The 23630-nt window shown below is 44.4% G+C and carries 23 protein-coding genes and 1 pseudogene; 7 read left to right on the top strand and 17 right to left on the bottom strand.

Going from position 1 to position 23630, the window contains the following annotated elements:
• Positions 1-37: 37 nt before the first annotated feature.
• Positions 38-1042 (top strand): LacI family DNA-binding transcriptional regulator, encoded by a 1005-nt coding sequence (locus MKY75_RS01500; RefSeq protein WP_165149206.1) that lies wholly within the window; start codon positions 38-40, stop codon positions 1040-1042.
• Between the two features lie 93 nt (positions 1043-1135).
• Here MKY75_RS01500 and MKY75_RS01495 read toward each other — a convergent pair whose 3' ends face one another.
• The 6 genes from MKY75_RS01495 to MKY75_RS01470 form a co-directional block, all read right to left on the bottom strand.
• Positions 1136-1813, bottom strand: a complete 678-nt coding sequence (locus MKY75_RS01495; protein WP_340884099.1) for a hypothetical protein — start codon at positions 1811-1813, stop codon at positions 1136-1138.
• Positions 1814-1906: 93 nt separating this feature from the next.
• A complete protein-coding gene (locus MKY75_RS01490; protein ID WP_165149210.1) occupies positions 1907-3127 on the bottom strand; it encodes a stalk domain-containing protein in 1221 nt (406 codons plus the stop codon).
• Between the two features lie 332 nt (positions 3128-3459).
• Positions 3460-3945, bottom strand: a complete 486-nt coding sequence (locus tag MKY75_RS01485; RefSeq protein ID WP_165149212.1) for a CcdC protein domain-containing protein — start codon at positions 3943-3945, stop codon at positions 3460-3462.
• Positions 3946-3985: 40 nt separating this feature from the next.
• Complete coding sequence (locus tag MKY75_RS01480; RefSeq protein ID WP_029516853.1) at positions 3986-4753, bottom strand: ABC-2 transporter permease; 768 nt, start codon at positions 4751-4753, stop codon at positions 3986-3988.
• On the bottom strand, positions 4750-5463 hold the full coding sequence (locus tag MKY75_RS01475) for an ABC transporter ATP-binding protein (protein ID WP_069010117.1): 714 nt from the start codon (positions 5461-5463) through the stop codon (positions 4750-4752). Before MKY75_RS01475 ends, MKY75_RS01480 begins: the two co-directional genes overlap by 4 nt.
• On the bottom strand, positions 5460-5873 hold the full coding sequence (locus tag MKY75_RS01470) for a GntR family transcriptional regulator (protein ID WP_029516855.1): 414 nt from the start codon (positions 5871-5873) through the stop codon (positions 5460-5462). The genes MKY75_RS01475 and MKY75_RS01470 overlap by 4 nt, the downstream gene beginning before the upstream one ends.
• Positions 5874-6090: 217 nt before the next feature.
• On the opposite strand from MKY75_RS01470, the gene MKY75_RS01465 reads away from it, so the two are divergent.
• Together MKY75_RS01465 and MKY75_RS01460 are read left to right on the top strand one after the other, a co-directional pair.
• Positions 6091-6660 carry a hypothetical protein gene (locus MKY75_RS01465; protein WP_318628188.1) on the top strand — a complete coding sequence of 190 codons (570 nt, stop codon included), beginning with the start codon at positions 6091-6093 and terminating at the stop codon, positions 6658-6660.
• Positions 6661-6865: 205 nt separating this feature from the next.
• Positions 6866-7411, top strand: a complete 546-nt coding sequence (locus MKY75_RS01460) for a GNAT family N-acetyltransferase (RefSeq protein WP_340884096.1) — start codon at positions 6866-6868, stop codon at positions 7409-7411.
• A gap of 50 nt (positions 7412-7461) precedes the next feature.
• Here the strand turns inward: MKY75_RS01460 and MKY75_RS01455 are convergent, their stop codons facing one another.
• Positions 7462-7794 carry a hypothetical protein gene (locus MKY75_RS01455; RefSeq protein WP_029516858.1) on the bottom strand — a complete coding sequence of 111 codons (333 nt, stop codon included), beginning with the start codon at positions 7792-7794 and terminating at the stop codon, positions 7462-7464.
• 187 nt (positions 7795-7981) lie between these two features.
• Between MKY75_RS01455 and MKY75_RS01450 the strand changes: the two are divergent.
• A pseudogene (locus tag MKY75_RS01450) lies at positions 7982-8799 on the top strand (alpha/beta fold hydrolase).
• A 108-nt stretch (positions 8800-8907) separates the two neighbouring features.
• Here the strand turns inward: MKY75_RS01450 and MKY75_RS01445 are convergent.
• The 3 genes from MKY75_RS01445 to MKY75_RS01435 all read right to left on the bottom strand — a co-directional run bounded on the left by MKY75_RS01445 (position 8908) and on the right by MKY75_RS01435 (position 12277).
• Positions 8908-9123 carry a cold-shock protein gene (locus MKY75_RS01445; RefSeq protein WP_013308357.1) on the bottom strand — a complete coding sequence of 72 codons (216 nt, stop codon included), beginning with the start codon at positions 9121-9123 and terminating at the stop codon, positions 8908-8910.
• Positions 9124-9254: 131 nt separating this feature from the next.
• Complete coding sequence (locus tag MKY75_RS01440; protein ID WP_007428290.1) at positions 9255-9455, bottom strand: cold-shock protein; 201 nt, start codon at positions 9453-9455, stop codon at positions 9255-9257.
• Positions 9456-9841: 386 nt separating this feature from the next.
• Positions 9842-12277, bottom strand: a complete 2436-nt coding sequence (locus MKY75_RS01435) for a LamG-like jellyroll fold domain-containing protein (protein ID WP_340884095.1) — start codon at positions 12275-12277, stop codon at positions 9842-9844.
• Between the two features lie 827 nt (positions 12278-13104).
• Here MKY75_RS01435 and MKY75_RS01430 point away from each other — a divergent pair.
• Positions 13105-13746, top strand: a complete 642-nt coding sequence (locus MKY75_RS01430; RefSeq protein WP_340884092.1) for a hypothetical protein — start codon at positions 13105-13107, stop codon at positions 13744-13746.
• A 482-nt stretch (positions 13747-14228) separates the two neighbouring features.
• A complete protein-coding gene (locus MKY75_RS01425; RefSeq protein WP_029516862.1) occupies positions 14229-14627 on the top strand; it encodes a hypothetical protein in 399 nt (132 codons plus the stop codon).
• Between the two features lie 128 nt (positions 14628-14755).
• On the opposite strand, the gene pyk is transcribed toward MKY75_RS01425, so the two are convergent.
• Complete coding sequence (gene pyk / locus MKY75_RS01420; RefSeq protein ID WP_029516863.1) at positions 14756-16171, bottom strand: pyruvate kinase; 1416 nt, start codon at positions 16169-16171, stop codon at positions 14756-14758.
• Between the two features lie 179 nt (positions 16172-16350).
• Between pyk and MKY75_RS01415 the strand changes: the two genes are divergently transcribed.
• Complete coding sequence (locus tag MKY75_RS01415) at positions 16351-17139, top strand: helix-turn-helix domain-containing protein (RefSeq protein WP_029516864.1); 789 nt, start codon at positions 16351-16353, stop codon at positions 17137-17139.
• Positions 17140-17236: 97 nt separating this feature from the next.
• On the opposite strand, the gene MKY75_RS01410 is transcribed toward MKY75_RS01415, so the two are convergent.
• From MKY75_RS01410 to MKY75_RS01385, 6 genes are all read right to left on the bottom strand, one after another.
• Positions 17237-17641: a hypothetical protein gene (locus tag MKY75_RS01410; protein ID WP_069010127.1), complete on the bottom strand. Its 405-nt coding sequence runs from the start codon at positions 17639-17641 to the stop codon at positions 17237-17239.
• 102 nt (positions 17642-17743) lie between these two features.
• A complete protein-coding gene (locus MKY75_RS01405; protein ID WP_340884089.1) occupies positions 17744-18346 on the bottom strand; it encodes a hypothetical protein in 603 nt (200 codons plus the stop codon).
• Between the two features lie 89 nt (positions 18347-18435).
• Complete coding sequence (locus MKY75_RS01400; protein ID WP_029516869.1) at positions 18436-19854, bottom strand: sucrose-specific PTS transporter subunit IIBC; 1419 nt, start codon at positions 19852-19854, stop codon at positions 18436-18438.
• Positions 19855-19921: 67 nt separating this feature from the next.
• The gene (locus tag MKY75_RS01395) at positions 19922-21397 is read right to left on the bottom strand and encodes a glycoside hydrolase family 32 protein (RefSeq protein WP_340884087.1); all 1476 of its coding nucleotides are present in this window, start codon (positions 21395-21397) and stop codon (positions 19922-19924) included.
• Between the two features lie 180 nt (positions 21398-21577).
• Positions 21578-22600, bottom strand: coding sequence for a LacI family DNA-binding transcriptional regulator (locus tag MKY75_RS01390; RefSeq protein WP_029516871.1), 1023 nt, complete (start codon positions 22598-22600; stop codon positions 21578-21580).
• Between the two features lie 167 nt (positions 22601-22767).
• Entirely contained in the window at positions 22768-23610 is an 843-nt protein-coding gene (locus tag MKY75_RS01385; RefSeq protein ID WP_340884084.1) for an aldo/keto reductase, read from the bottom strand.
• Between the last annotated feature and the right edge of the window lie 20 nt (positions 23611-23630).

The following is a 23630-nucleotide window of genomic DNA, read 5'->3' as shown; positions in this document are numbered from 1 at the left end:
ATAGCAATTATAAGATGGACGACAAGGAGGTGACGATGTGGTCAGCATTAAAGATATCGCCAAACAGGCGGGCGTTTCCATATCTACCGTTTCATATGCCTTGAATGGTAGCGATAAGGTAACAGAAGAAACTTGCGCACGTATTTTAGCCATTGCCAAAGAGCTTAACTATGTGCCCAATGCCGCCGCACGTAATCTCAAGAAAAGGCAGACCAAAATTATTGGCGTTTTCCTAACTGATTTCCGTGGAGACGTTTATGGAGATTTACTGTATGGCATCAAGGAAATTTTGAACCGCAAGGGCTATGATCTCATCGTATGCAGCGGTAAGCAGTCTCACCGAATGCTGCCGGAACGCATGATCGACGGCGCCATTGTGCTGGATCAGACGTTTGATAGTCAGGAGCTACTGAACTACGCCGAGCGAGGACATAAAATTGTCGTGTTGGACCGTGAACTGAACCATCCTAACATTAACCAGGTGCTGCTGGATAACAAAGCGGGCGCCGCTCTCGCAATCGAACATTTATTGGAATTGGGACACCGTAAGCTATATGTGGTTACCGGACCAGAAGGTTCTTACGATTCATGGCAACGGATGCAGGCGGTCAAGCAGACCATTGAGCGTAGCGGCGTGGCTGAAATGATCGAAATTGACGGCGATTTTGAGAAATCGGGCGGTGAACAGGCGGCTGAGATCATTTTGCAGCAACAAGTTGGCCCGGGTTTGGAACCTGTAGCCGTATTTTGTCTCAATGATGAAATGGCAGTGGGCTTTTACAATCGAATGGCTCAGTCAGAGCTGACGATTGGCAAGGATATTCATATCGTCGGCTTTGATAATATCGAGCTGGCGCAATATATTCAGCCCCGTCTGACAACGATTGACTACTCCAAACGTAAATGGGGCGCTGTAGCTGCCGAACAAGTTCTCAAAATCATTGCCGGGGAAGACGTGGAGCATGAACGTTTATACGTTACGCTTGTCCAAAGAGAATCAGCAGGCGTAGCATTCATCACCCAAGATCAACAGAATCTGTGATGAGCAACGCAGAAGTAACCTGCTCGCCGACCTCCAAAAAAAGAACTTCCACAGTCCCAGTACACGGGTTGGAAGTTCTTTTGGTTATACTTTTTAACCTAACAAGTCCTCAATTGAATTCGACAACGACCGTAAGGGATTACCAATCGTTTGCCCCGTCTCCAGCTCCACTTGTAACGCAGCATCAACCATAGACAACTGTGCTACAGCCAGCCCTCTGCTTGGATCAGCCTCCCTTAGCTCATACAGCGAACGAACCAGCAGTTCCTTATACTCGTCTTCACGTCCCTGCATAATCAATTCAAAAGCGTCCTCCACCACCTTGACCTCTATCAAAGGAGAGATATCCGGTTTGCCTAACAGAGCAGCCGTATGATAAAGACGCTTCATCGTTCCCTCTACAGTAGCCGGATTCGTGAATACCAAGGTCCGTGGCCGCAAATCATCGCATATCTCATGAAAAAAGGGCTCATCCAGCGCAATTACTGGTGTAGACAGGGGCAATTGAGCCTTTTCTGCCAAAACAATATAATTCGTGCACGTTATCAAAATAACGTCTATATCGCTTTGGGCAATCCATCTCAGTTGCTCTTCTACCTTGCGACTGGCATCGTCCGCAGAAAAATGCGGGTCTGACGAGATCCGGCGCATAAGCCCAGGGTCCACAAAATGTATCAGCTCCACCTCATAAGAAGCAAAAGCTCGTTCCACATAGGCTATGTTCGAGTGATGTGCATGCAGGCAGCCCACACGTTGCTTCAAGCCTTCCATCGTCCAACCTCCTGTTATAAGTTTGCATCATTTTAACAGGAAGAGGACGATTAGGAAAGCATGCCAATCACGCCATACCACAAATGCACTTTCTTAAAACTTGCCGTTTGTATTTTTCCACTCTGTTTTAGCTGGAACCTCCTGAACTACGTCCCAATGTTCCGCTACCTTGCCGTTCTCTACCCGGAACAGATCATAGACAGCGGCTGAAGTTCCCTTAGACGATGTCAATTCACTCACAACCAGCACAAAGTTGCCTTCTCCAATGACCATGTGAACCTGATCATATCCAAAGGGAGAACCCTGGCTTCCCGCTGCGGAAAATGCTTGTTTCAAATTGGATACACCGTCACCAAAAAGAGGATTATGCTGAATGTAATGGTCACCGTTATAGTAGCTTTCCAATGCAGCACGATTTTTGCCAACCAGGACATCATCCACAAACTTGCGGATCAGTGTTTTGTTCGTCTCAGTTTGGTTGAGATCCGTGATCTGTGTTGTTCCGTCAATCATGGTATGTCCGCTTGGATTGGCTGGAGCCGAGTCCTGTATGTTGTCCCAATGCTCGACAATTTTACCGTTGCTATCGAAGCGGAAAATATCAAACACAATGCTCGTTTTCCCTGCAATGGACTTTTTATAATGAACCGCTACATAATTGCCATCCTGAATAACACGTTGGATTTCAACCTGTACATTGGCTCCCTTCAATTGGCTAATCCCTTGCAGCAAGGCATCTCTCCCGCTAGCAAAGCTCGGATTGTGCTGAATGTACTGATCCTTGCTGATCCAAGTCTCGACCGCTTTCGTATTTCCGGTTTCAAAGCTTTTCAGAATCTCTATAACCTTATCCTTATTACTCACCCCGATTTGCACCGTTTTGCTGGTCGGGTCCCAAATCACTTGCTTGCCCCATGCTTCTTTGATGACATCGACCGGTACATAGGTTACCCCTTGTTTAGTCAAGATGGGTGAGGTGGACAGCGGTACCTTAATCCCGTTGATTTGCGCTTCCGGGCTGCCCGACACCAGTACAACCGTCGCCTGATCATAACGAATGGTTGTGCTTTGACGCGCCGTATTGAACGTAATATGCTTGGAATCCAGTGGAATCCCCAAACTGGAAGCCAATTGTCTCAAAGGAATCAAAACCTGCTGATTTTCCACGATAGGAGCAATCTTGTAAGCCTCTTTCTTGCCATCTACCCAAACCTGGATACCTGTAGCGGGTTTTGCTTCGGCCGCCAAGGCCGGTACAGCAGAAGATAGCACGAGCAAACCAGCGAGTGCGGCAGTAACCGTATGTTTTTTCATGAATGTGAACCCCTCTCAACATGTAAAATAAAATGTGGAAAACATTTTCCTTTTATGTAACTAATATAGTTACACCTAATCGCAAGAAGCAACTTTTCCCCGCATACCTAACTTTAAACCCCATTTAAATCTTTTGAAACCTCAATACCCCCCCTTTCAAAATTTATATTTGTACTGCTACAATGCAAGCCACAAGCCTTAGAATAAAGGATATGGGGAGCAATAACAATGTGTGATAACTTGCTAATGCCGAAACTCAAAAAAGCGGCTCCTATCGGCAAGCGAATGAACGCTTTTTGAATAGTAAGCCGCTGTTAACCCCATTGCTATTGTTATACGGATAACGTTCTCCGAAACTTGATAAAGCTCCCGATTCGCCAGATCGAGATATACACCAACGCCATCGTAATTGCCAGCATGCTAATTTCGGACGTACCCAAACTACTAAGGTACTGGGTCAAAACAACGCGAATCAGGATAATAGCGATAATAATATATTTAAAATATGGGTTCGGCTTGGGATAAATAAGACCGTCAGACCGTCTTTCATACGCTGTATGCAGCAAAATAACATAGCCAAACAGAGCCCCTAATAGCCCGGCAGCCAGCAGTTCCCAAAAGGCGGGGGGCGCGTACGTTTGACCGGGAATATGCATTAATTGGTACACAGACATCATCATAAGCGGGAATACGATAAACAAGGGGAGGAGAATCCGTGTTCCGTTTCCCTTTATCGGCCCCCTTCGTCTCTTGGTTCTTAACCAGATCATCAGGCCCACCAGAACAGCTACCAATGCATATATGAATATCGTCGTCATGGTGTAACTCCTTCCTCATAGATCCTATAGATACGCTAGTCTAAATCGACAGCTTTTTGTCCAACAAATAAGCGTTCAAGCGGATTAATATATACGCAGCAATCCAACTGATCAACACCGCAACCGGGAAATGCCAGGTAAAAGAAAACCACTGTCCTGTCTGAGCATGATCAAACTGCTCATAAAGCCCATGATCGCCCGACCAATAAAAGACACTCCCGCCACCCATCAAAAGAATCCACAGTATCGGGCTAAGCGGCCGCAAGGTACTGTATTTGGTACTGGCAGTCAGAAGGCCCAGCGCAATAACAAAAGGTGTGAAAGCGATAATCATCACAAACCAGTTCAATCCAGCTACAATAAAGCACGCTGCATCCGCGAGCGTATAAGGCTGTATCGTTGATGAGATGAACAATGCGTACAGAGAACCCACCACAAACAGGAACAATATCACGACAATGGTTTGTAGAATTGCCGCAATCCATTTGGCGCTAATCAGCCACATGCGCGGATAGGGAAGGGTCAGCCACCATCCGTAGGTGTCATTTTCCCATTCTCGTCTCAAACTTCCCACACCCATGAAAATGATCATGTACGGCAAGCCCAGGGTCACATACCACAGCCTTGTCAATTCCAGTTGGTTGTGAAGCGCGAAGTACAAGGAAATAGCGAACGCCGCAATGAGAAATAGTGAGAAATACACAAGTCTCCACGATCTCGGTAGTCGATTGCGGCTCTGTTTTCTCCAGCTTCCTTTATTTCGAAATTCATGGCGTATTAAATCTTTGAACAGCCCTGATGAATTCACGCCTTCCACTCCTTTTTGTACAAATTGCGGAACACCTGATTCAGCGAGCCATGCTCTGCACGCAGATCATCCGAATCACCAGACCATAGGATCCGTCCGCGGCCCATCATGACCGTGTAGTCAAACAAGCCTTCCACTTCCTGAATATCATGCGTGCTAATGAGTATAGATTGCTGCCGACCCTCCAAATAATCAATAATCCCGGCCACAATCGCCTCTCTGGAGAGGACATCAATACCTGCGAACGGTTCATCCAGAATCATGAGTGGAACCTCACGTGCCAGACATAAAATCAGTAGCACACGCGCCTCCTGCCCGCGACTCAACCCGGCCATTTTCAACTCCAACTCCACGTCCATATGATCAGCAAGTTTATAGGCATCTTTTATATTGAAGCCAGGCAAAAAGGACTTCCCCCATTCCAGCGTCTGCTGAACTGTATGATTGGGGTACCAGCGTGCCCGGTCAGGAAGATAGGATATATCCCGGTTGGTTTCCCAACCAGGCTGTCGGCCCAACACCTGAAGCTCGCCCCCATCTGGCTGAATCAATCCAGTGATCGCTCGAAAGAAGCTGGACTTCCCACAGCCATTGGGTCCAAGCACGCCTACTATGCGTCCTGCCGGAATGACAACATCCAATTGATCCAACGCTTTTTTACTGCCATATTGCTTCACCAGATGATTCGCAACCACAACAGACTCCGTCATGCCTTATCGCCTCCTTCCTTCTCATTTCCGTCCTGTTTGCTTCGTATATACTGCTGAACATCTCCCCAGGATAGTCCCAGGCTGCTCATTTGTCCGAGAAACTGATCTATATACGTCATAGCCAGTTGTTCCCGAAAGCTGGCAATCCGCTCACTGGATGACGTAACATAAGTGCCTAGACCACGCCGTTTCTCAGTCAATCCGTCCCGCTCCAGCTCCTGATACGCTCGCATCACAGTATTCGGATTCATGCGTAATTCCTGCGCCAGATCACGAACAGACGGCATTTTGCTTCCCATTTCGATCTCCCCTTTAGCAATGGAGCTTCGTACTTGATTTAATATTTGTTCATATAATGGCTGGCTAAAATCAATTAAAAATCGGAACGAGCCAACCCGTTGCTCTTCCATGGGTGTTTCCCCCTAATCGGCTGCATCTATCGTGCCTGTAGTGTATTATATCACTTAATACACATAATACAAGTACTCTATTAGCTAAAATGTCAGTTAGTCACGCTCTCCAAATTCATTCAGTAAATGCTCAGCTTACACTCAGATAGCATTCAAGTTGATCCCTTATGATGTACCACGTACCAAACACCCCATTACTGAAAGGTGGAAAATGAAGATGAAGAGCACCAAAAAAGCAATTTTAGCTGGAACGATGGCGTTAGCATTTTTAGGAGGCGGAGCACTGTACTCCACAAGCGCAGCTCATGCTGCTTCCACTACACCTGAGAAGGCTCCCCTTGCAGACAAAGCACAGGCACCTAAGGGTAACCCAGGCGATGCTAACGGCCCTAAAATCGCAGGAGGAAACTATGCTGAGAACAAAGCTCTCCTGAAATTATTAAAATTATCCTCCAGTCAATTGGATACACAGCTGAAAGCAGGTAAATCCCTTGCTACAATCGCCAAAGCACAAGGCGTAAGTGTAAATTCTGTTATTGATGTGATGGTTTCGAATATGAAAGCGAAACTGGCTACGGAAAAACAAAACGGCAAGATTACGGCAACTGAATATAACCAACGCGTCTCTAATCTAAAACAAATGATGACAGATATGGTGAATGGCGTGAAACCATCCAAGCCACCAGTAGATGGCGGTAAAGCGGATGCAGGTAAAACTCCTGCTCAAGGAGATGCCAAGGCTCCTGCTAAAACCAATACAGCTAAAGCCTCTACTAAGCAGAAATAGCTACAGCTCCCGTTTGGGCACATCCACTCATGTATAATAAATCTCCGTCCGGCTTCCCTGTACGGATAGAGACGACAATAAGCCTGTCCCCTGCTGCGATACAACAGAAGGAGACATGCTTATTTATCATGTAAATAAGATAATATGGTAGACTAACATGATCCAGAATTCATTTTTCACTCTAATCCATAAAAAGGAGAACCTAATGAAAATAAATCAACAGGAATTTGATGTGCAAGGAATGTGCTATACGATCAGATCAGCCATGATTCAAGATGCGAAGAATTTGTCTGAAATCCGTTTGCTGATTGATGGAGAAACTGAAAATTTAGACAGAGAGAAGGGAGAAGCATTTATAAGTACATCCGGTTTTGAACAGCTCATCGAAACGGATACAGAGAATAACAGAAACCTATTTTTAGTTGCAGTAGTTCATGATAAAATCGTCGGATTTTCAAGATGTGAGGGCCATGTTCTGAGCAGATTCTCTCATAAAGTTGATTTCGGCGTATGTGTACTAAAGGATTTTTGGAGTTACGGGATCGGGACGAATCTTTTAAAAAAATCTATTTCCTGGGCTGAATCCAATGGCATCAAGAAAATGACTCTACAAGTTTTGGAAACGAATGATAAAGCCATTGAGCTTTATAAAAAACATGGTTTTGAAATCGAAGGGTTATTAAAAAACGATAAGGTTCTTTCAGATGGCAAATACTACAACACCATTATCATGGGGAGATTTCATAAATAAAAAAAGACCCTGTTCAACAGGATCTTTCATCTTCGTATCAATCACTTACCCTAGTAGCGATAATCATCATAAGGATTGCGATTACGATACTGATCACGCGGCTGCTGAGCTGCGGTAATCATCAAAAATATGCCTGAGAGCAAATGCATCAACCAGCCCACAATCGGAATCCATCCAATAACCGAGGTCACGATCCCTAAAATAGATCCATAATAAGACTCTCTATTCGTCACCGATAGTACCAACGTAACAATGTGGAAAATCAGCATAAAGAACAATATAGTATACGCGGAATTTACGACGAGCAGCCCGCCCAAAACGGGAATAGCTAAAAATAGCTCCAATCCGCCTGTAATCCATTTTAATGTTTTTGATGGTGTCATTGTTCCACTCTCCCGATGCTGTTTCATTCCATAATTATATCCTATCCCTATACAGGATGACATACATTTTTTGACATATTATATGCTTATATCGTGACAGACTCATCCCTTTTTCGAATGAGCTAAGCCCTGGCTACATATATGTGAGAGAGAATGAAATGACGTGATTTCTAGAGGGGTGAACACGATGGGATATTATATTGAGGTGGAACGCGGCGTGAAGCTGTATGTCGAGGTTATTGGAGAAGGCATCCCTGTTCTGATGGTGCACGGCTGGCCGCTGGATCACCGAATGTACGAATACCAGGTCGCCTTGTTGCCTGCTTACGGGTATCGCTGTATTCAGGTTGATCTTAGGGGGTTCGGCAAGTCTGATCGACCATGGCATGGATACAATTATGATCGATTGGCGGACGATCTGCTGGCTGTTATGCAGGCGCTTCAGTTAAACCAGGTACGGCTAATCGGGTTTTCCATGGGAGGAGCTGTGGTCACACGCTATATGAGCAGGCACCGGGGATTTGGTGTCAATCAGTTGATCTTGATCGGAGCAGCTACACCCCGGTTCACCCCAACCAGCGACTTCCCTTATGGTACTCCTGACAGAGGTAGATAAACTCATCAAACAAGCCTATACAGATCGTCCACAACTGGTAACTTCTTTTGGCGAAATGTTGTTTGCTAATCCCGTCAGCCAGAGCTTACGCGACTGGTTACGTGACCAGGGCTTTGCGTCAACAGTTCATAGCATGGCTTGTACTTTGTACTCACTACGTGACTCTGATTTGCGCCCTGATTTGCCATGTATACACGTGCCCACCTGGATTCTACACGGCAAGCTGGATCGGGTCTGTCCTTTCCCCCTGGCTTGTCCAAACTCAAAAAGGAATTGCCGGATCAAGACTTATTCCTTTCGAACGAAGCGGCCACGGTGTATTTTACGAAGCGCTACCTGAATTTAATTCTATCTTACTGAGCATACTAGCCCCATCCTCCACACCATAATTGAAAGCCTGTTCATACTTATGTATAATTTATATTTATAAAAAACAAAAAGACGCCTCAGCGCCGTTAATGGCTATGGGGCATCTTTCACTACAAACATTAATCCGCTTAGGATTGTTTGGTATGATTGAAGCTCGTATTATTTAAAACAGCCAGCTTTTTCTCGCCCTTCACCATGGCAGAACCGCAAATGGGGCATGTCGGCTCGACAGAAAAAGCGAAGTTATCTCGCATCCAGCCGTTACATGTATCGCTGGCGCAATTCCAGACAGTTGTAATTTCCTCAGGAATCTCATCCATTGGCTTTTTCCGTGAATTGTACATAAACATCCCTCTTTCTTCATGATTTATAAAGCGATAAGATGTAATCAGTTCAAAAACGGTCTTATGAACAGATAAAAACAAATGCCCCAAACGCTATGTTCGGGGCATCTGAAGTAGGCTGTAATTTAAAATTACAGTTTTACAACGTTCTCAGCTTGTGGTCCACGGTTTCCTTCAACTACGTTGAATTCTACGCGTTGGCCTTCGTCCAAAGATTTGAAACCTTCGCCTTGGATTGCGGAGAAATGTACGAATACGTCGCTTCCACCTTCAACCTCGATGAAACCGAAACCTTTTTCTGCGTTAAACCATTTAACTGTACCTGTTTGCATGGAATTACCTCCAAAATGTATTTATATGACCTTTATTTTTTACAAATAAAAATTCACATATTGCACAAGGTTATTTCAACCTAAAACAATAGCCCTCTACAATATGCGAATCTCAGGTCACAATCTCAATATACTCATATTACCATAAGTGTATTGAAAACGCAAGCACTGGTGAATTTAATTTATGCAGAGTGCTTATGTTCTCTATTGCTGCTTCAAAGCTGTGTTCATTCGGCGGGAGCGAGTCATTAACGCCTACTTAAAACATTATATCCGCAGTTGCTACCTATTATACCAGCAATCAAGAAATAAATATACAAAACATTGCGCAGGAGACGAACTTCTTAATAAAAGCCCATCTCCTGCGTTTATTTGCTTATTTTGAACTACAATTCTGCCAGTGCTTTAATTTCCTCTGCTGTCAGCGCTTTGTTATACAATTGAACTTCATCCAGGCTGCCATTGAAGTAAGCATCGGCGGCAAAGCGGCTTTTGCCGAGATAAGCCTCGCTCGTCAGCAACTCATTGGGATTAAAGGTAATACCGTCATTAACAGCTACTTCCTCACCATTTACATACAATTTCCCTGTATTCCCTTCCAGTGTAACCGCTACATGTGTCCACTGGTTTAGCGGTAATGATGATTTGGAAAGCAAGCTTTGATCCGTACCTTCATGGATTGTAAACTGGAGTACACCGCTACCTTGGGAAGGGGTAAGAAACATATGCCGGGCTTGGCCGTTGCCGAAGTCAAAAATCCGTTGCCAAGCTGCACCGCCCTTCCAGTTCACCCAAGCGGAAAAGGTAAAATCCTTCGCATCTGTTACTGTATTTGGTAGTTGCACGTAACCATCCTTACCGTTTAGGACAAGCGCACCGCCAAGCTTCCCGTCTTTATCCCATGCAGCACCACCATAGGTCTTACCATCAAATTGATTGTATGTGCTGTCGACAACCGTAGTTCCTTGATCTTCATTCCACGAATAGCGTGCGAGCTGAGGACCTTGGGCCTGCCCGGGAACAATGGCTGTAAAGCTTTTCTTAGCGGTGGCTTTGTCCTTTTTAATGGTCGCCGTCAATGTAACTTTTACAGGCTGAGAACCGGCTTCTGGACGGTATACATCACCTGTCACAGAAATATTCTCCGGGTGGGTGGACTCCCATGAAATAGTGGTATCTTGTGCTGCTTGAGTAGGTAGCGTCAGATTATAAAGAACATTGCTCGTATCGCCCAGACTAAGGTCCTTCTGCACAGCAGTTACAATCTTGCTGGCCTTCAGGTCAGGCTTTAGCGAACCCCATACCGCAACACCCTTGGAGGACAACGCGGTAAAAGCAAGCGTCTTGGCACCTGTGTCTGGATCACGGTGCCGCAGGAATACACCTTTGTACTTCGTGCCCTCTGCTGTAATTTCCAACTGATTGTCTGCCCCCAACTTCCATGTACCGTTCACTCCACCAGACAGTTTGCCACCGCGATCCAGATTGACGATAACAGCTTGCTTAATATTTGCCGAAATTTCCTTTCCATGATTTACATACGAGTATTGACCGAGGACATCCTTTTCTGACAGCCTTTTCAGTGAATCCTCATCTCCCGAATAACGATAAGGAGCAACCACAGGCCAACCGTCAGCGTTCATGAACATTTCATGTACCCGCACTTCAAACTGTTCGCCTCTCCCAGGGAAACGTGAATGAAAAATGACAAAATGCTTTTTCGTCTTGGGATCATAATAAGCCGAGTTGTGTCCGGGCGACACATAGCCTGCACCCAGTCCTGTACCCGGATCACCAATTTCTCTTGGAATCAGGTAATTACCTATCAGTTTGACACCGTATGGTTCAATGGAAGCGTCATCAAAAAGTGGTTTGTCCGGATTCGCCTTGACCTTGATCATATCGTTGCCTTCAGCATCGTAGAAAGGACCATCCGGTGTTTTGGACCGAGCCACCCGCAGGTTGTATCCGCCATCCGCTGACAATCCACCATACGATAGGAACAAGTAATAGTAGTCCGTTTGCGGACTGTATTGTATGTACGGCCCTTCCATACGAGCATGGTTGCCGCCTGTCAGCTTTTTCCCGTAGCCTTGACCTGGGAGCGGCTTCCCTGTTTTTTCATCCATCTGCATAATGAAGATGCCTCCTGAGTAGGAGCCATATACCATCCACAGCTTGCCGTTCTTATCGTAAAAGGTGTCCGGGTCCACGGCGTTCGGATGCTTGGTTGCGTCATAGATCGTCCCATCCTCACTCGGTTGGTCCCACATACCGGATTTTAGAAAAATCCCTTTATTCTTATACGGCCCTTCAATTTTATCAGCAACTGCTAGGCCCATTGCTGAACGCGGGGAGTCACCTTTACAAGCGTTATAATACATATAGAACTTGCCATCTGCCAGTTGAATGACATCAGCTGCCCACAGCGTGTCTGTCTGCGCCCAATCCAGTGCTTCCTTTAATTCTTCTTTAACGTTGGGAATTAATGCATTACCATTCGCCACTCCTGTAGCAATCGTATCCCAATTCATGAGGTCTTTGGACTTGGCAGCCGCAAGATGGGAGCCAAAAATGTAAAATGTGTCTTTCACTTTCAGGATGGATGGATCATGTACGGAAGTCTCCTTGAAGGAAACGGCCTTTTTACTTTGGATTGAAAGGTTCCCCATATCTTGAGCTTGAAGGGAAGTTTGACCCACACTTTGAGCCTCAACTGTATCTAAATTGAGTGTTTGCTCGGCGCCTACCAAAGAAGCAGGCAACAACAGCGCACCCGCAAGTGAAGCTGCCGTTACTTTACGAACAAATAAATGCTTCATAAATTAATCTCCTCTCGTTTTGAACATCCCTGATAACATAAAACAATTTTGGGAAAGCGGTCAGGATTATGTTTGTATTAACTTCTTCGCCTCGAATTTAAAGTTACTTATCCCTCCTGTCCAATTTAAAGCGCTTTCAATAGATTTGAAAAATAAAAGCACCTTCTGTTAAGAAGGCCAGAGTGTCGAGAAAGTCCAACGGACTTTCCGGCACTTTATTTTTTATTTGGGGAAACTCAACTTTTAAAACAAAAATCGATTTAAAACGATCTGAGGACCCATTTTTATTTGATCAAAGTGGCCATTTTAAACCTGATTAAAAAACAGGGGGTTTCTCGACAGCCTGACCTTCTGTTAAGAAGGCCTATTCAAACCTGACGGTTAACCGTACCTCTATATTATTCAATGGATATGGAAAATTCAATATGTATTTTTATATTTTTATAAATTATTCACTTTATTATTAACCACAATAAATGTGTTGCTTAAATACAATTTCACAATAACAAGATAAAATGCTTGCATACTTAAAAAAAACAACTTTTAGTAAGTACAAAAACCTTCTCTATCATTTTCAAATATTTTTTCCTAACTATTTACAAAATAAATCTTATATTGGTATAATGATCATTAACACCACAAAAAAGGGGATGATATTCAATTTTTGAAAAAATTATCAAGGTTATATCTGTAATACTCCTATTTTCTTATGTATTTGATTGGCATTTATACTTTCACATTAATTCAAAAGTATTAGCAGTAATTACAACAGCTCTTGTATTACTTATTTTCATTCTTGACATTAAAAATAAAAGGAGAATTAAAAAATGAAATTATGTAGAAAGCTTCTAATTCCTTTTGTCATCACTGCTATTTTTTTTAGTACTTTAGGATTTGGTAAATTTGCAATTGCAGCCCAACAAGTTCAAGCAGACAGTTCTGAAGAAAGTATAATCTTGGAAATTGTCAAATCGGACCTTGAAGAAAAAACATATGTAGTAGATGGAAAAGTATTTAATGGATTCACTAATTATAAAGAAGCAGGCGTGAGTGAAGAGGCTTTTGAAAAGTTCAAAGAAATAATTACTTTCACTAATGAAAACATAGAGCAAGGCAACATTACAGTAGGTACAAACATTAAAGATATAAAAGCAAATATTGTTGATAAAAATTGTGAATGCAGCGCTGCAAAATCTACAACAATCAATCCCGCTATCTCGACTAACAACATATTATATAGTACTTATAAAATTGATGGTAATACAGCATCTAAAATTGGAAAAGTTCTTGCTGGAGGTGGAGGAGCAGCAGCAGTGGCTTCCATGTTTGGATTACCCGCAGCAGTAGCGGCAGTTCTATCTGCACTATACGGAGCTAATGAACTGTGTAATTGGAATAACAACGGATATACTATCTACTACACTACTTTGTTGGGAGGAGTACCACAAGGATTCTGTGTACCAAATTAATATCTCTTTTAATAGAAACTGAAAGTTAGTCTATATATAGAATGTTCTCTTGTGCTAATAAACTCATTTTTGCTTCCTTTAGTTAGGTCAATTATTTTGATTGTATTCTTCTGCCAAGACAGTCAGCCTAGCGACAATAAGTATGGAAAAAACCCTAAATTGTAATGGTTGTAGATGTCTAAAACCTCTTTCACTTTTGTGAAGGAGGTTTTTTTCATATCCGGCAGAATCCAAAGGGTAAATTACTTCCATTATTCACATCCGTGAATTTTTTTAGCTTTACCTGTTTACATTCCCCTCTTTTAGTTTATTTTAAACGAGTATTAAGCTGGCGCTAAGATTGGGTGTGTATGATGTATATTAGAATCTGGTAACTACATAAGCCGGATCGGCTAAAGGCATAAACATTACTCCCGTTGGATATCCATATAAGGCTCCACTCTGTCAGAAATTGAATGAAACACAAAGGAGATTTTACACTTATGAATCGAAAACGAATGTTGGTCATCTGTACACTGTTGCTGGCGTTGTCTATTGGGCAATCTTCTACTTGGGGAAGTCGGGCTAATGCTGCTACACTGGCTCCAGAGAGAGCCCCTCAGGTACAGGATAATGAAGCTTCCAAGGATGATGAACTGTTGAAAACATTGGGCGCATCCTCGGATGAGCAATTATATGAAGCGTTGTATAACGGTCAAACCTTGGCAGATATTGCACACACCAATAATCAGGATGCACAGGCTGTCGTTGATTTACAAGTAGCTCAGTTAACGGAGCAGTTGGATCAACGACTGGCTAATAAGAGCATTACGCCTGAGCAATATCAAGCCCATAAAGCAGAATTGACACAAGTCGTTGCTAAAAGTGTGTTCGGGCTGTAAGTCAGTGACGTACGTGGCCAGCTATACGCCGTAGTTCATGACACCCTCAGAGGTGCTTCTTAATTCATGTCAAAAAGGCGCTCCCCCGACGGGATGGCGCCTTTTTGCTGTCTATATTTTGTTGTAAATTACACTTGGTATACTCGGATCAAGTTAGTGGTGCCCGCCTCAGCGACTGGAACACCCGCCGACAGGACTACAGTGTCACCTTTATGGATATATCCTGCATTCAGAGCGTTACGGATGGAGGATTCGAACATTTCATCCGTTGTAGCTACTTTATCCCCTTTGATCGGGAACACACCGGATAACAGGCAAATTTTAGCGAATACCGTATTATTCGGAGTAACCGCAATAATAGGCGCCTTCGGACGATATTTGGATACCATACGTGCCGTGAATCCACTGGCAGTCGAGGTAATAATCGCTTTGGCATCCAGCTCCAGAGACGAACTTACCGCACCCTGACTAATCACTTCGGTAATGTTGGTGCTCTGACGTGCTCTGCGCTTATCGAACTGCTCCTGATAATCCAATTGTGATTCTGCACTGGCAGCTACCGCAGCCATGGTCCGTACAGACTCGACAGGATATTTACCTGCAGCAGATTCACCTGACAGCATAACAACATCGGCTCCTTGCATAACGGCATTAAACACGTCACTAACTTCAGCTCTCGTCGGACGCGGGTTCACCTGCATGGATTCCAGCATGTGGGTAGCTACGATAACGGGCTTGCCGACCAGATTACACTTGTCGATCATTTCTTTTTGCATCACAGGCACATCTTGAATCGGCACCTCGACGCCCAGATCGCCACGGGCTACCATAATGCCATCGGAAGCTTCGATAATATCATCCAGGTTTTCCATGCCTTCAGCATTTTCAATTTTGGAATAAATTTGGACATGCTCCGCATGATGGCCCTTCAAAATCTCACGGATTTCGCGGATATCGTCGCCTTTACGCACAAAAGAAGCCGCAATAAGCTCAACGCGCTGCTCCACCCCAAATTGGATGTGTCTCACATCTCGCTCCGTCACGCCTGGAAGGGTTGTATGAATCCCTGGCAGGTTTACACCTTTTCTCGGCTTCAAAATACCGCCGCTTACAATATTACAAATCATTTCCGTACCTTCGATGGAGGTTACAGTCAGATCAACCAAACCGTCGTCAATGAGAATGCGGTCGCCTGGTTTGATGTCCTTCGGCATATCCGGGTAATTCACTGAAATACGATGCTCGTCCCCTAGAATCTCTTCTGTGGTCAGAATGAGCTGGCTACCTGGCTTCAGCAGACAAGATGCCTCTCTCAGCTTGCCAATCCGTATTTCCGGTCCTTTAATATCCATCATGACAGGGATAAAGGTATTCATTTCCTTCGCAGCCTGACGCACATTTTCGATACGTTTAACGTGATCTTCCAGCTCACCGTGAGCCATATTCAAGCGGGCTACAGTCATACCAGCCTGGATCATTTCTTTTAACAAATGAATGGAGTCACAGGCAGGTCCCATAGTACAAATAATTTTCGTTTTAAGCATAGTAATGTCATCCTCCTGAATGTCTTTACTGTATGGTTTTCTATTCCACTTTGCTTCTCTATCTACATTAAACTTATATGGCTCTATTCTACCTGTACCCGTGCACCAAGACTATGAACTATAGTATGATGAATGTACTACAGTATAATGAATGTTGAAGACATCGGGGAGTGAGTTTCGTGATTACATTGGTAGATATACGGCAGGACAACGGAGTGGACTGGTATGAAAAGGCTAGTGCAAATAGCGACAACGATGACTTACTGTTCATTTTGGTCACCTTTGGCAAATGTGTATATTGGGTGAACGATTGCAAATTCATTCTCGGTAAAGGTGAAACACTGCTTTTACCCAGTCATCTGGATTACTATGGCAAGAGCATTCCTACGCTTTTTCATACCAAGTATGTGATACATTGCCGCAAAACATGTACGAACAGCACACTTCCCATCCTGAATACTGACAAGCCGTTGTTGATCAAGCCCGGATGCTACGACATGCTGCATGAACGGATCAAATCGATGTACTATCAATGGACTGAACACCCAAGCTACTACACCATGATGGCTGACTGTCTGCTGACCGAGGCCATGATATATATGAATCAGGAATGGGACAAAGGCGCCATTTCTTGCGATCGAGAGCGACATGTGGAACATATGAAACAGTATATCCAGAACCATTACCGGGAAAAGGTAACCAAGGAGGAGCTTGGCGACGCCATCCGTAAAACCCCCAATTATGCCGCGACGCTGCTGCGTGAGGTAACACGCCAAACGATCAGCGAGCATGTACATACGCAACGTATTAAAACCGCCATCTACATGCTGACCGAGTCCCGGCTAACGATTCGTGAAATTTCGGAGTATGTGGGATATAGTGATGTGTCCTATTTCCATCGAATCTTCAAACGGTTAACAGGCTGCTCACCGTCCGAATTTCTGGATGAACGTTCCTCCATCGTTTAGAACTACAGAAATAGGATTATGGGAAGATGATACAAAGCAATTTTGAATTTGAAGCTAGAAAAAAGAACGCTCATTTTTTTGAGCGTTCCTGGGAAAATCAGTTTTCTTCCTCTTTTTTTTCGTAGGTGAAATTTCTTAAAATGACCTGTTTTGTTTTAGAAGTTATTTCTTCTCCCTTATTATCCAAATTTGCAACCTGATCACTTTGGTACTTGTTTGGAACCTTAACGGGATAAAAATCTCCGTGCTCAGTTAACAGGACATGGGGTTGTTTAGATTCAGCTAGATGAGTTAGTTCTTTCTTTCTCTCTGGTGAGAGCTGGTTAGAATCATCGGTTGCCTTAGTCTCAGTTTTGGTTACACTGGTTTTAGAATCGCCGGTTACCTTAACCTCAGTTTTAATTTCATTAGCAAAAGTTTGGCTTTGAATGACGGTTATAACCCCTCCGATAAGAACAGTTAGACCTAAGACAACAACACTTGTTCTTAATCGCTTGTTCACACGCACACACCTCCCTTCCCAAAAGATGTATTACATATTTTAGAAAATATTAGTATTATAACGAGTTCATAAAAAACATAATAATCGTTAAATAAAATAGTATTAAAACGTAACGTATCCATTTCCTGAAATCGTATAATCATTGAGGTTAAGTACCATTATCTGATATTCTCCAAAACCTGGAGCTTTAATTTGAAAATCCCTATTTTCATCTGTATATCTTCCATAAACGGCAAAAACCTCTCCCAAATAATTTTTGTTCACAAGCAGGTAACCTACTTCAGGGCTGGACCAAGAACTACCATCTGCCCATTGTACTACATGGAAATTCAGGATAGCTGCGTTATTAACCGAAAACTTATTAGAGTAAACAGCCCCATCGTCTCGAGAATGGTGACTAAATGACCATGCTCCCAATGACATAGGAGAAATCTTTTGATCGAGTTGAGTCTTTTCTTTTTCAACAGCAATTGATTCTATGGGTTTCGCATTTTTGATAACTTCATTATATTCTTCAGGCGTCAAACCGCTCAATAGTGAATTCGAATTAGCAATTGAAGAATATGGTGGGAAGTCCATTTCATTGAGATGCTCTGAAACCATTGCGTTATGAGCCGACGTTGGCCAAAGCCAAATTACGTATCCGGATACGTAATGATAAAGTCTATAAAAAACGGTCTCCCCACCTGGAAGCTTCTCTAGCATCCCTTTTCAACAAGGGCCAAGAGCGCTCCAAAGTAGGGCGACCGTTATAGTTCATTTATATGCGAATCTGTGCTTATTCCGAAATCATATTAAGTTGAAGAACCCGCTGTTTTGACCTCTTCCAGCATTTTATCGTTATAGCCAAACATCCAGGTCAGGACAAAGGCTACAACCATGGCAGCCAAGTTGGCCAAAATGTAAAGCGGAAGCTGATGGTTCATGTAGAGCAACGTGCCTGGAATGACTGTAACTGCCATACCTGTAGCCGCCAAATGGAAGAGTGAAGCGATAAAACCGCCAACCGCACCACCGATAAGCCCCATGACAAAAGGCTTCATGTATCTCAGGTTGACCCCGAAAATAGCCGGTTCCGTAATCCCCAGAAAAGCAGACAACGAGGAAGGAAGTGCCAACGCTTTCAGCTTGCTATTCTTCGTTTTCAGTCCAACCGCCAGACAGGCAGCACCTTGAGCAGCCATAGCGCAGGTAATGATGGCGTTAAAGGCGTTCGCGCCGTTCTTTTCAAGCAGTTGAATCTCCAAGAAATTAAAGATATGATGCACACCTGTAACAACGATAATCTGATGCAAGAAACCGATGACAATCCCTGCAATACCGAAAGGCAAATCCAGCACAAACGTTGTTCCGTGCAGCACCCATTCTTCGAGTGAATGGAAAATCGGACCGATGGCAAACAATCCCAAAGTGATCATGATCAACAGTGTTAAAAACGGTGTAAGAATCAGATCTAGCGCTTCAGGCACCCGTTTGCGCAGCGCCCGCTCCAGCTTGGCTCCGATCAAGCCCACGAAGAAAGCTGGCAATACCGAGCCTTGATAGCCCACCACAGGAATGAATCCGAACATCGTCAACGGGTGGGCTGAGCCGTCCGCAACACTATAAGCGTTGGGCAAGGCCGGGTTTACCAGCATCAGACCGAGAACGATACCCAGCACTGGACTACCACCGAATACTCTAAAGGCTGACCATGCGACTAACGCTGGCAGAAAAGCAAAGGCCGTATCTGTTAATACTTGTGTGTACAATAGAAAATTGGGTGAAATGTCCTGTGGCGTCATGCCAAGTAGAGCGAGAATTTGCGGCTGAGTGAGCAAGCCACGTAGCCCCATGAACAGCCCTGTAGCGACCAGCACAGGAATAATCGGTACAAACACATCACCAAAGGTACGGATGGAGCGCTGGAAGACGTTCCCTTCCTTTTTCGCCTGACTCTTCACCTCTTCTTTAGATGAACCGGTTACGCCAAGCTTTTCGACCTCTTCGAAAATTCGATTTACCGTACCTGTACCAAAAATAATCTGATATTGCCCGGAATTGAAGAAAGCACCCTTGACCTTGTCGATCTCCTCAACTTTTTTCTGATCAATTTTCTCCTTGTCATGCACCATAATCCGCAAGCGTGTCGCGCAATGAGCAAAAGATGCAATATTTTCTTGCCCGCCGATTGCCTGGATCACTTCTTTAGCTATTTCTCTGTTCTCCGCCATGATGTTCATCCTCTCGTTGATTCCGTTATGTTTGATGATTAACGATCCACTTGATGTTTTAGCGTACTCATGTAAAATCCCATTTCACCGCCTGGAAGAGAGCCTCTCCCTTGTCGGCAAAAAAGCGTATTTCGTCACTCTCTGGATGCGGAAAAATACGACTGGTGAACACCTCTTCCCCATCATTGACGAAAATCTCAACCGAAGACGTATCTACAAACAAATGAAGTTTGATATGATCTTTATCCCATGAACACTGCCGTATCTCACCATACGAAGTGGCTATAGGCTCACCTGATTGCGAACGATCCAATACAAGTTTGCGACTGATGGCATCATATTTAATCACCGTTTTCTCAGTCTCACTCGCACGGAATTCAATACCAAACATCTTAGCGCTTAAAAGATCTACCTCACAGATCAGCTCATAGGCCGTACCTGTAAATCCTTCATAGGTTTTGCTCTCTGAGAATAACGTGTCAGCTACCCGATCCTCACGATTTCTGCGTAGCGTAGTCAGCTCAGGAATTGGCCGCTGCAAGAGTTTGCCCTCATGAAGCGTAAGCTCCCTTGGTAATGTCAGACAATGAGCCCATCCGTTCGGATCTGTGGGATAGTCGATATCCGGCAGACCCATCCATGCCACCATAATACGCCGCCCCTGCGGGTCAATCATCGTCTGTGGCGCATAGAAGTCAAAGCCTCTATCGAGCTCGTGGAATGCGCCGTGCTCCAGTGTTCTTGTCCCGGTATCTAACGGCTTGCCGATTACGTAGCCCGATTGATAAATATTGTGATTTTCATCCCCGGAAGGCTCCAAGCCCTGAGGAGAAAAGATCAAGACACCCGCTTCGTTCAGTTCAAAATAATCCGGACATTCCCACATGTAGCCAAACGACTCCAGCTCTGTGCGCAATTCTCCCTCAAACTCCCATGAATGAAGGTCGGTTGATCGGTAGAGGACGGCGCAGCCTGTTAAATTCGTTCTTTGGGCACCAATCACACAGTAAAAGCTATCGCCGTCTTTCCATAGCTTGGGATCACGAAAATGGTCTGTATACCCTTCTGGCACATTGGAAATAACGGGGTGCTTCCATTTAGTAATGCGACCGTTCTCGTCCATAACAGCCATGCATTGATAAGGATGTCTGATCCAATCTTCATCTCGTGCATTTCCCGTATACAGCATATATAATTTGCCCTCATGCTCCAGTGCGCTGCCTGAGTAAGCCCCATGTGAATCAAAATAATCCCCAGGTGCAATGCCAATGCCCGCACTATTCCATGTGGCCAAATCTCTGGATTTCAAATGATACCAGTATTTCATCCCATGATCCGTTCCGAGTGGAAACCACTGATAAAATAAGTGGTATTCACCTTGGTAATACGAAAAGCCATTGGGGTCATTGAGCAAACCTGTCGGTGGCTGGATATGAAACCCCTGCCGCCAGTGACATTGCTCCACTTTCTCCTCCAAGCTGGCTATTTCACCGGGCTCTGCCTGCTCGATCATTCGATACTTTTGTTCTCTTGTCATTTTCATAGTTGTACCTCATTTTTATTAAAACTTCGCCTCAGGAACCGGTTCCAAATTAGTGAAAAAATATTCTTTCGGAACCGGTTCCCATACGATTAAAAAAATGCTCATCCATGGATTTGCAACCGATTCCATTTATGTCCGTATACTATGGAACCGGTTTCGAAGAAATTATAATCCACTTGTTCAGCGTTTGTCAACGCTTTCTCTTTCGATAAGGGAATAATTCATGACCGTCACTTTTTCTACCGATTTATGTTCTACCAGCCGCATAATATTTTGCGCTGCTACACGTCCAGCATCCATATACGGATATTGAACGGTTGTCAGCGCAGGGTGAATGACCTCCGTAATATCGTATCCCCCAAAGCCAGTTACCGACAAATCCGACGGAATGACAATCCCTCTGGAATAAGCAGCATTGATTACGCCCAGCGCAATATTATCCGTAGCACACACCATTAACGTTGGCTTGAAATTGTCCAAAATAGCGGATGCAGCAATTCGTGCATCGGACATTTTAAATCCGGTCTCATAGTATCTGATATCATACCCTGCTGCTTGCATCGCATCGTCCGTACAAGACTCAGTAGGCAATGCATCGCGTACAGCCTGCCTAAATCCCTCCTTGCGCTGCACACCGACGGCAACATCCTTTTCAGTAACACCAACGTAGGCAATTTCGCGGTGTCCCTGAGACAAAACGTACGTGCCAATATCATATCCTGCACGATAGTCATCATGGATAAGGCTATGAAGCTGCTCGTGCTGCTGGCCCACCAGCAACACTGGAATACCGATGTCACGAATCGCGGTCAGATGGTCGTCTGTAATTTGAGCAGCCAGCAAAATGATACCCGAAATCTTTTGTCGGCCCAGCTCATAAATGGCTTCGATTTCACGCTGTACATCCTGGCTCGTATTGGAGATCAGCATCTGATAATGCTGAGAACGCAGTTCCTCATCAATCCCCATCAGCGTATGAGATGTCGCAAAAGAATCCAGACGCGGCACAACGGTGCCGATGATGTTGGTCCGCTTCGCCTTAAGACTCTGGGCAAAGGCATTGGGCACATAGCCCGTGGCTTTAACCACTTTTTCAATTTTTCGTTTCGTATCCACGCTGACAGACCCGCCGTTCAAAAAACGAGATACCGTGCTCTTGGATACACCAGCCATTTGGGCTATATCTGCAATCGTCTTATTCATGAAGTCCCCCGGAGATTTTTCGTATTCACAAGCTTCCAAAACGTCTCTTTTCACATAACCCTATAATACCATATGGCGGGATTGGATTGCTGTGGCTCCAGACCCATCATGCAAAAACGCCGTCCCTTCAGTGAAGAAGGAAACGGCGTCTCATGATGAACGTAATTTTAAAAATCAAAGTTATCCGGATCTGGACCTACCCGAAGATCGGCATTTAACGCCTGAATTCGATCCATATCCTCGCGCGTCAGTTCGAAGTCAAAAATATCGGCATTTTCGACGATCCGATGCGCCTTGGTAGACTTGGGAATGGTGACAACTCCCTGCTGCACATCCCAGCGTAAAATCACTTGCGCCACCGATTTACCGTACTTGGTCGCTATGTCTTGCAGTACCGGATGATCCAGCAATTGGCCTTGCATTAACGGGGACCAGGCTTCCATTTGAATGTCGTTCCTTTGACAGAATTGCAACAGCTCGGTTTGGGTTAATTGTGGATGGAACTCCACCTGATTGATCATTGGCTTGATTTCAGCATCTTTCATGAGATCTTCCAAATGATGAATCTGGAAGTTGCTGACTCCAATTGCCTTAATCCGTCCTTCTTTATACAAGGATTCCAACGCTCTCCAAGCTTCTTTATACTTTCCCTGAACTGGCCAATGAATCAGATATAGATCCAGGTATTCCAGACCCAGCTTATCCAGACTGGCTTCATAAGCTGCTCTTGTCTCTTCATAGCCTAAATCTGCATTCCACACTTTGGACGTGACGAACAGTTCTTCTCTGGACAGATTATTTCCCTGAAGGGCTTCCTGAATAGCCTGCCCTACACTGCTTTCATTCGCATAGATTGCAGCTGTATCTATACTGCGGTAGCCATGCTTTACAGCAGCCTTTATAGCATCGACCAGCTCCGAACCTTCCTCCACTTTAAATACCCCGATGCCAAACCAAGGCATACGAACTCCGTTGTTTAACAATGTTGTGCTTTGTAAGTTTTGTGTCATTTTGTATCTTCCTCTCTATT

It is taken from the genome of Paenibacillus sp. FSL L8-0663, from assembly GCF_038008125.1.
GTDB lineage: Bacteria > Bacillota > Bacilli > Paenibacillales > Paenibacillaceae > Paenibacillus > Paenibacillus polymyxa_D.
Note: the sequence above shows the minus strand (reverse complement) of the source record. Positions and strands in the feature narration are given on the sequence as shown.

What these genes read in the sequence shown, in the direction of transcription:
- MKY75_RS01495 (WP_340884099.1), bottom strand. Translation starts at nt 1,813, where the DNA reads ATGGAAGGCTTGAAGCAACGTGTGGGCTGCCTGCATGCACATCACTCG.
- MKY75_RS01490 (WP_165149210.1), bottom strand. Translation starts at nt 3,127, where the DNA reads ATGAAAAAACATACGGTTACTGCCGCACTCGCTGGTTTGCTCGTGCTA.
- MKY75_RS01485 (WP_165149212.1), bottom strand. Translation starts at nt 3,945, where the DNA reads ATGACGACGATATTCATATATGCATTGGTAGCTGTTCTGGTGGGCCTG.
- MKY75_RS01475 (WP_069010117.1), bottom strand. Translation starts at nt 5,463, where the DNA reads ATGACGGAGTCTGTTGTGGTTGCGAATCATCTGGTGAAGCAATATGGC.
- MKY75_RS01470 (WP_029516855.1), bottom strand. Translation starts at nt 5,873, where the DNA reads ATGGAAGAGCAACGGGTTGGCTCGTTCCGATTTTTAATTGATTTTAGC.
- MKY75_RS01465 (WP_318628188.1), top strand. Translation starts at nt 6,091, where the DNA reads ATGAAGAGCACCAAAAAAGCAATTTTAGCTGGAACGATGGCGTTAGCA.
- MKY75_RS01460 (WP_340884096.1), top strand. Translation starts at nt 6,866, where the DNA reads ATGAAAATAAATCAACAGGAATTTGATGTGCAAGGAATGTGCTATACG.
- MKY75_RS01455 (WP_029516858.1), bottom strand. Translation starts at nt 7,794, where the DNA reads ATGACACCATCAAAAACATTAAAATGGATTACAGGCGGATTGGAGCTA.
- MKY75_RS01445 (WP_013308357.1), bottom strand. Translation starts at nt 9,123, where the DNA reads ATGTACAATTCACGGAAAAAGCCAATGGATGAGATTCCTGAGGAAATT.
- MKY75_RS01440 (WP_007428290.1), bottom strand. Translation starts at nt 9,455, where the DNA reads ATGCAAACAGGTACAGTTAAATGGTTTAACGCAGAAAAAGGTTTCGGT.
- MKY75_RS01435 (WP_340884095.1), bottom strand. Translation starts at nt 12,277, where the DNA reads ATGAAGCATTTATTTGTTCGTAAAGTAACGGCAGCTTCACTTGCGGGT.
- MKY75_RS01430 (WP_340884092.1), top strand. Translation starts at nt 13,105, where the DNA reads ATGAAATTATGTAGAAAGCTTCTAATTCCTTTTGTCATCACTGCTATT.
- MKY75_RS01425 (WP_029516862.1), top strand. Translation starts at nt 14,229, where the DNA reads ATGAATCGAAAACGAATGTTGGTCATCTGTACACTGTTGCTGGCGTTG.
- pyk (WP_029516863.1), bottom strand. Translation starts at nt 16,171, where the DNA reads ATGCTTAAAACGAAAATTATTTGTACTATGGGACCTGCCTGTGACTCC.
- MKY75_RS01405 (WP_340884089.1), bottom strand. Translation starts at nt 18,346, where the DNA reads ATGCTAGAGAAGCTTCCAGGTGGGGAGACCGTTTTTTATAGACTTTAT.
- MKY75_RS01400 (WP_029516869.1), bottom strand. Translation starts at nt 19,854, where the DNA reads ATGGCGGAGAACAGAGAAATAGCTAAAGAAGTGATCCAGGCAATCGGC.
- MKY75_RS01395 (WP_340884087.1), bottom strand. Translation starts at nt 21,397, where the DNA reads ATGAAAATGACAAGAGAACAAAAGTATCGAATGATCGAGCAGGCAGAG.
- MKY75_RS01390 (WP_029516871.1), bottom strand. Translation starts at nt 22,600, where the DNA reads ATGAATAAGACGATTGCAGATATAGCCCAAATGGCTGGTGTATCCAAG.
- MKY75_RS01385 (WP_340884084.1), bottom strand. Translation starts at nt 23,610, where the DNA reads ATGACACAAAACTTACAAAGCACAACATTGTTAAACAACGGAGTTCGT.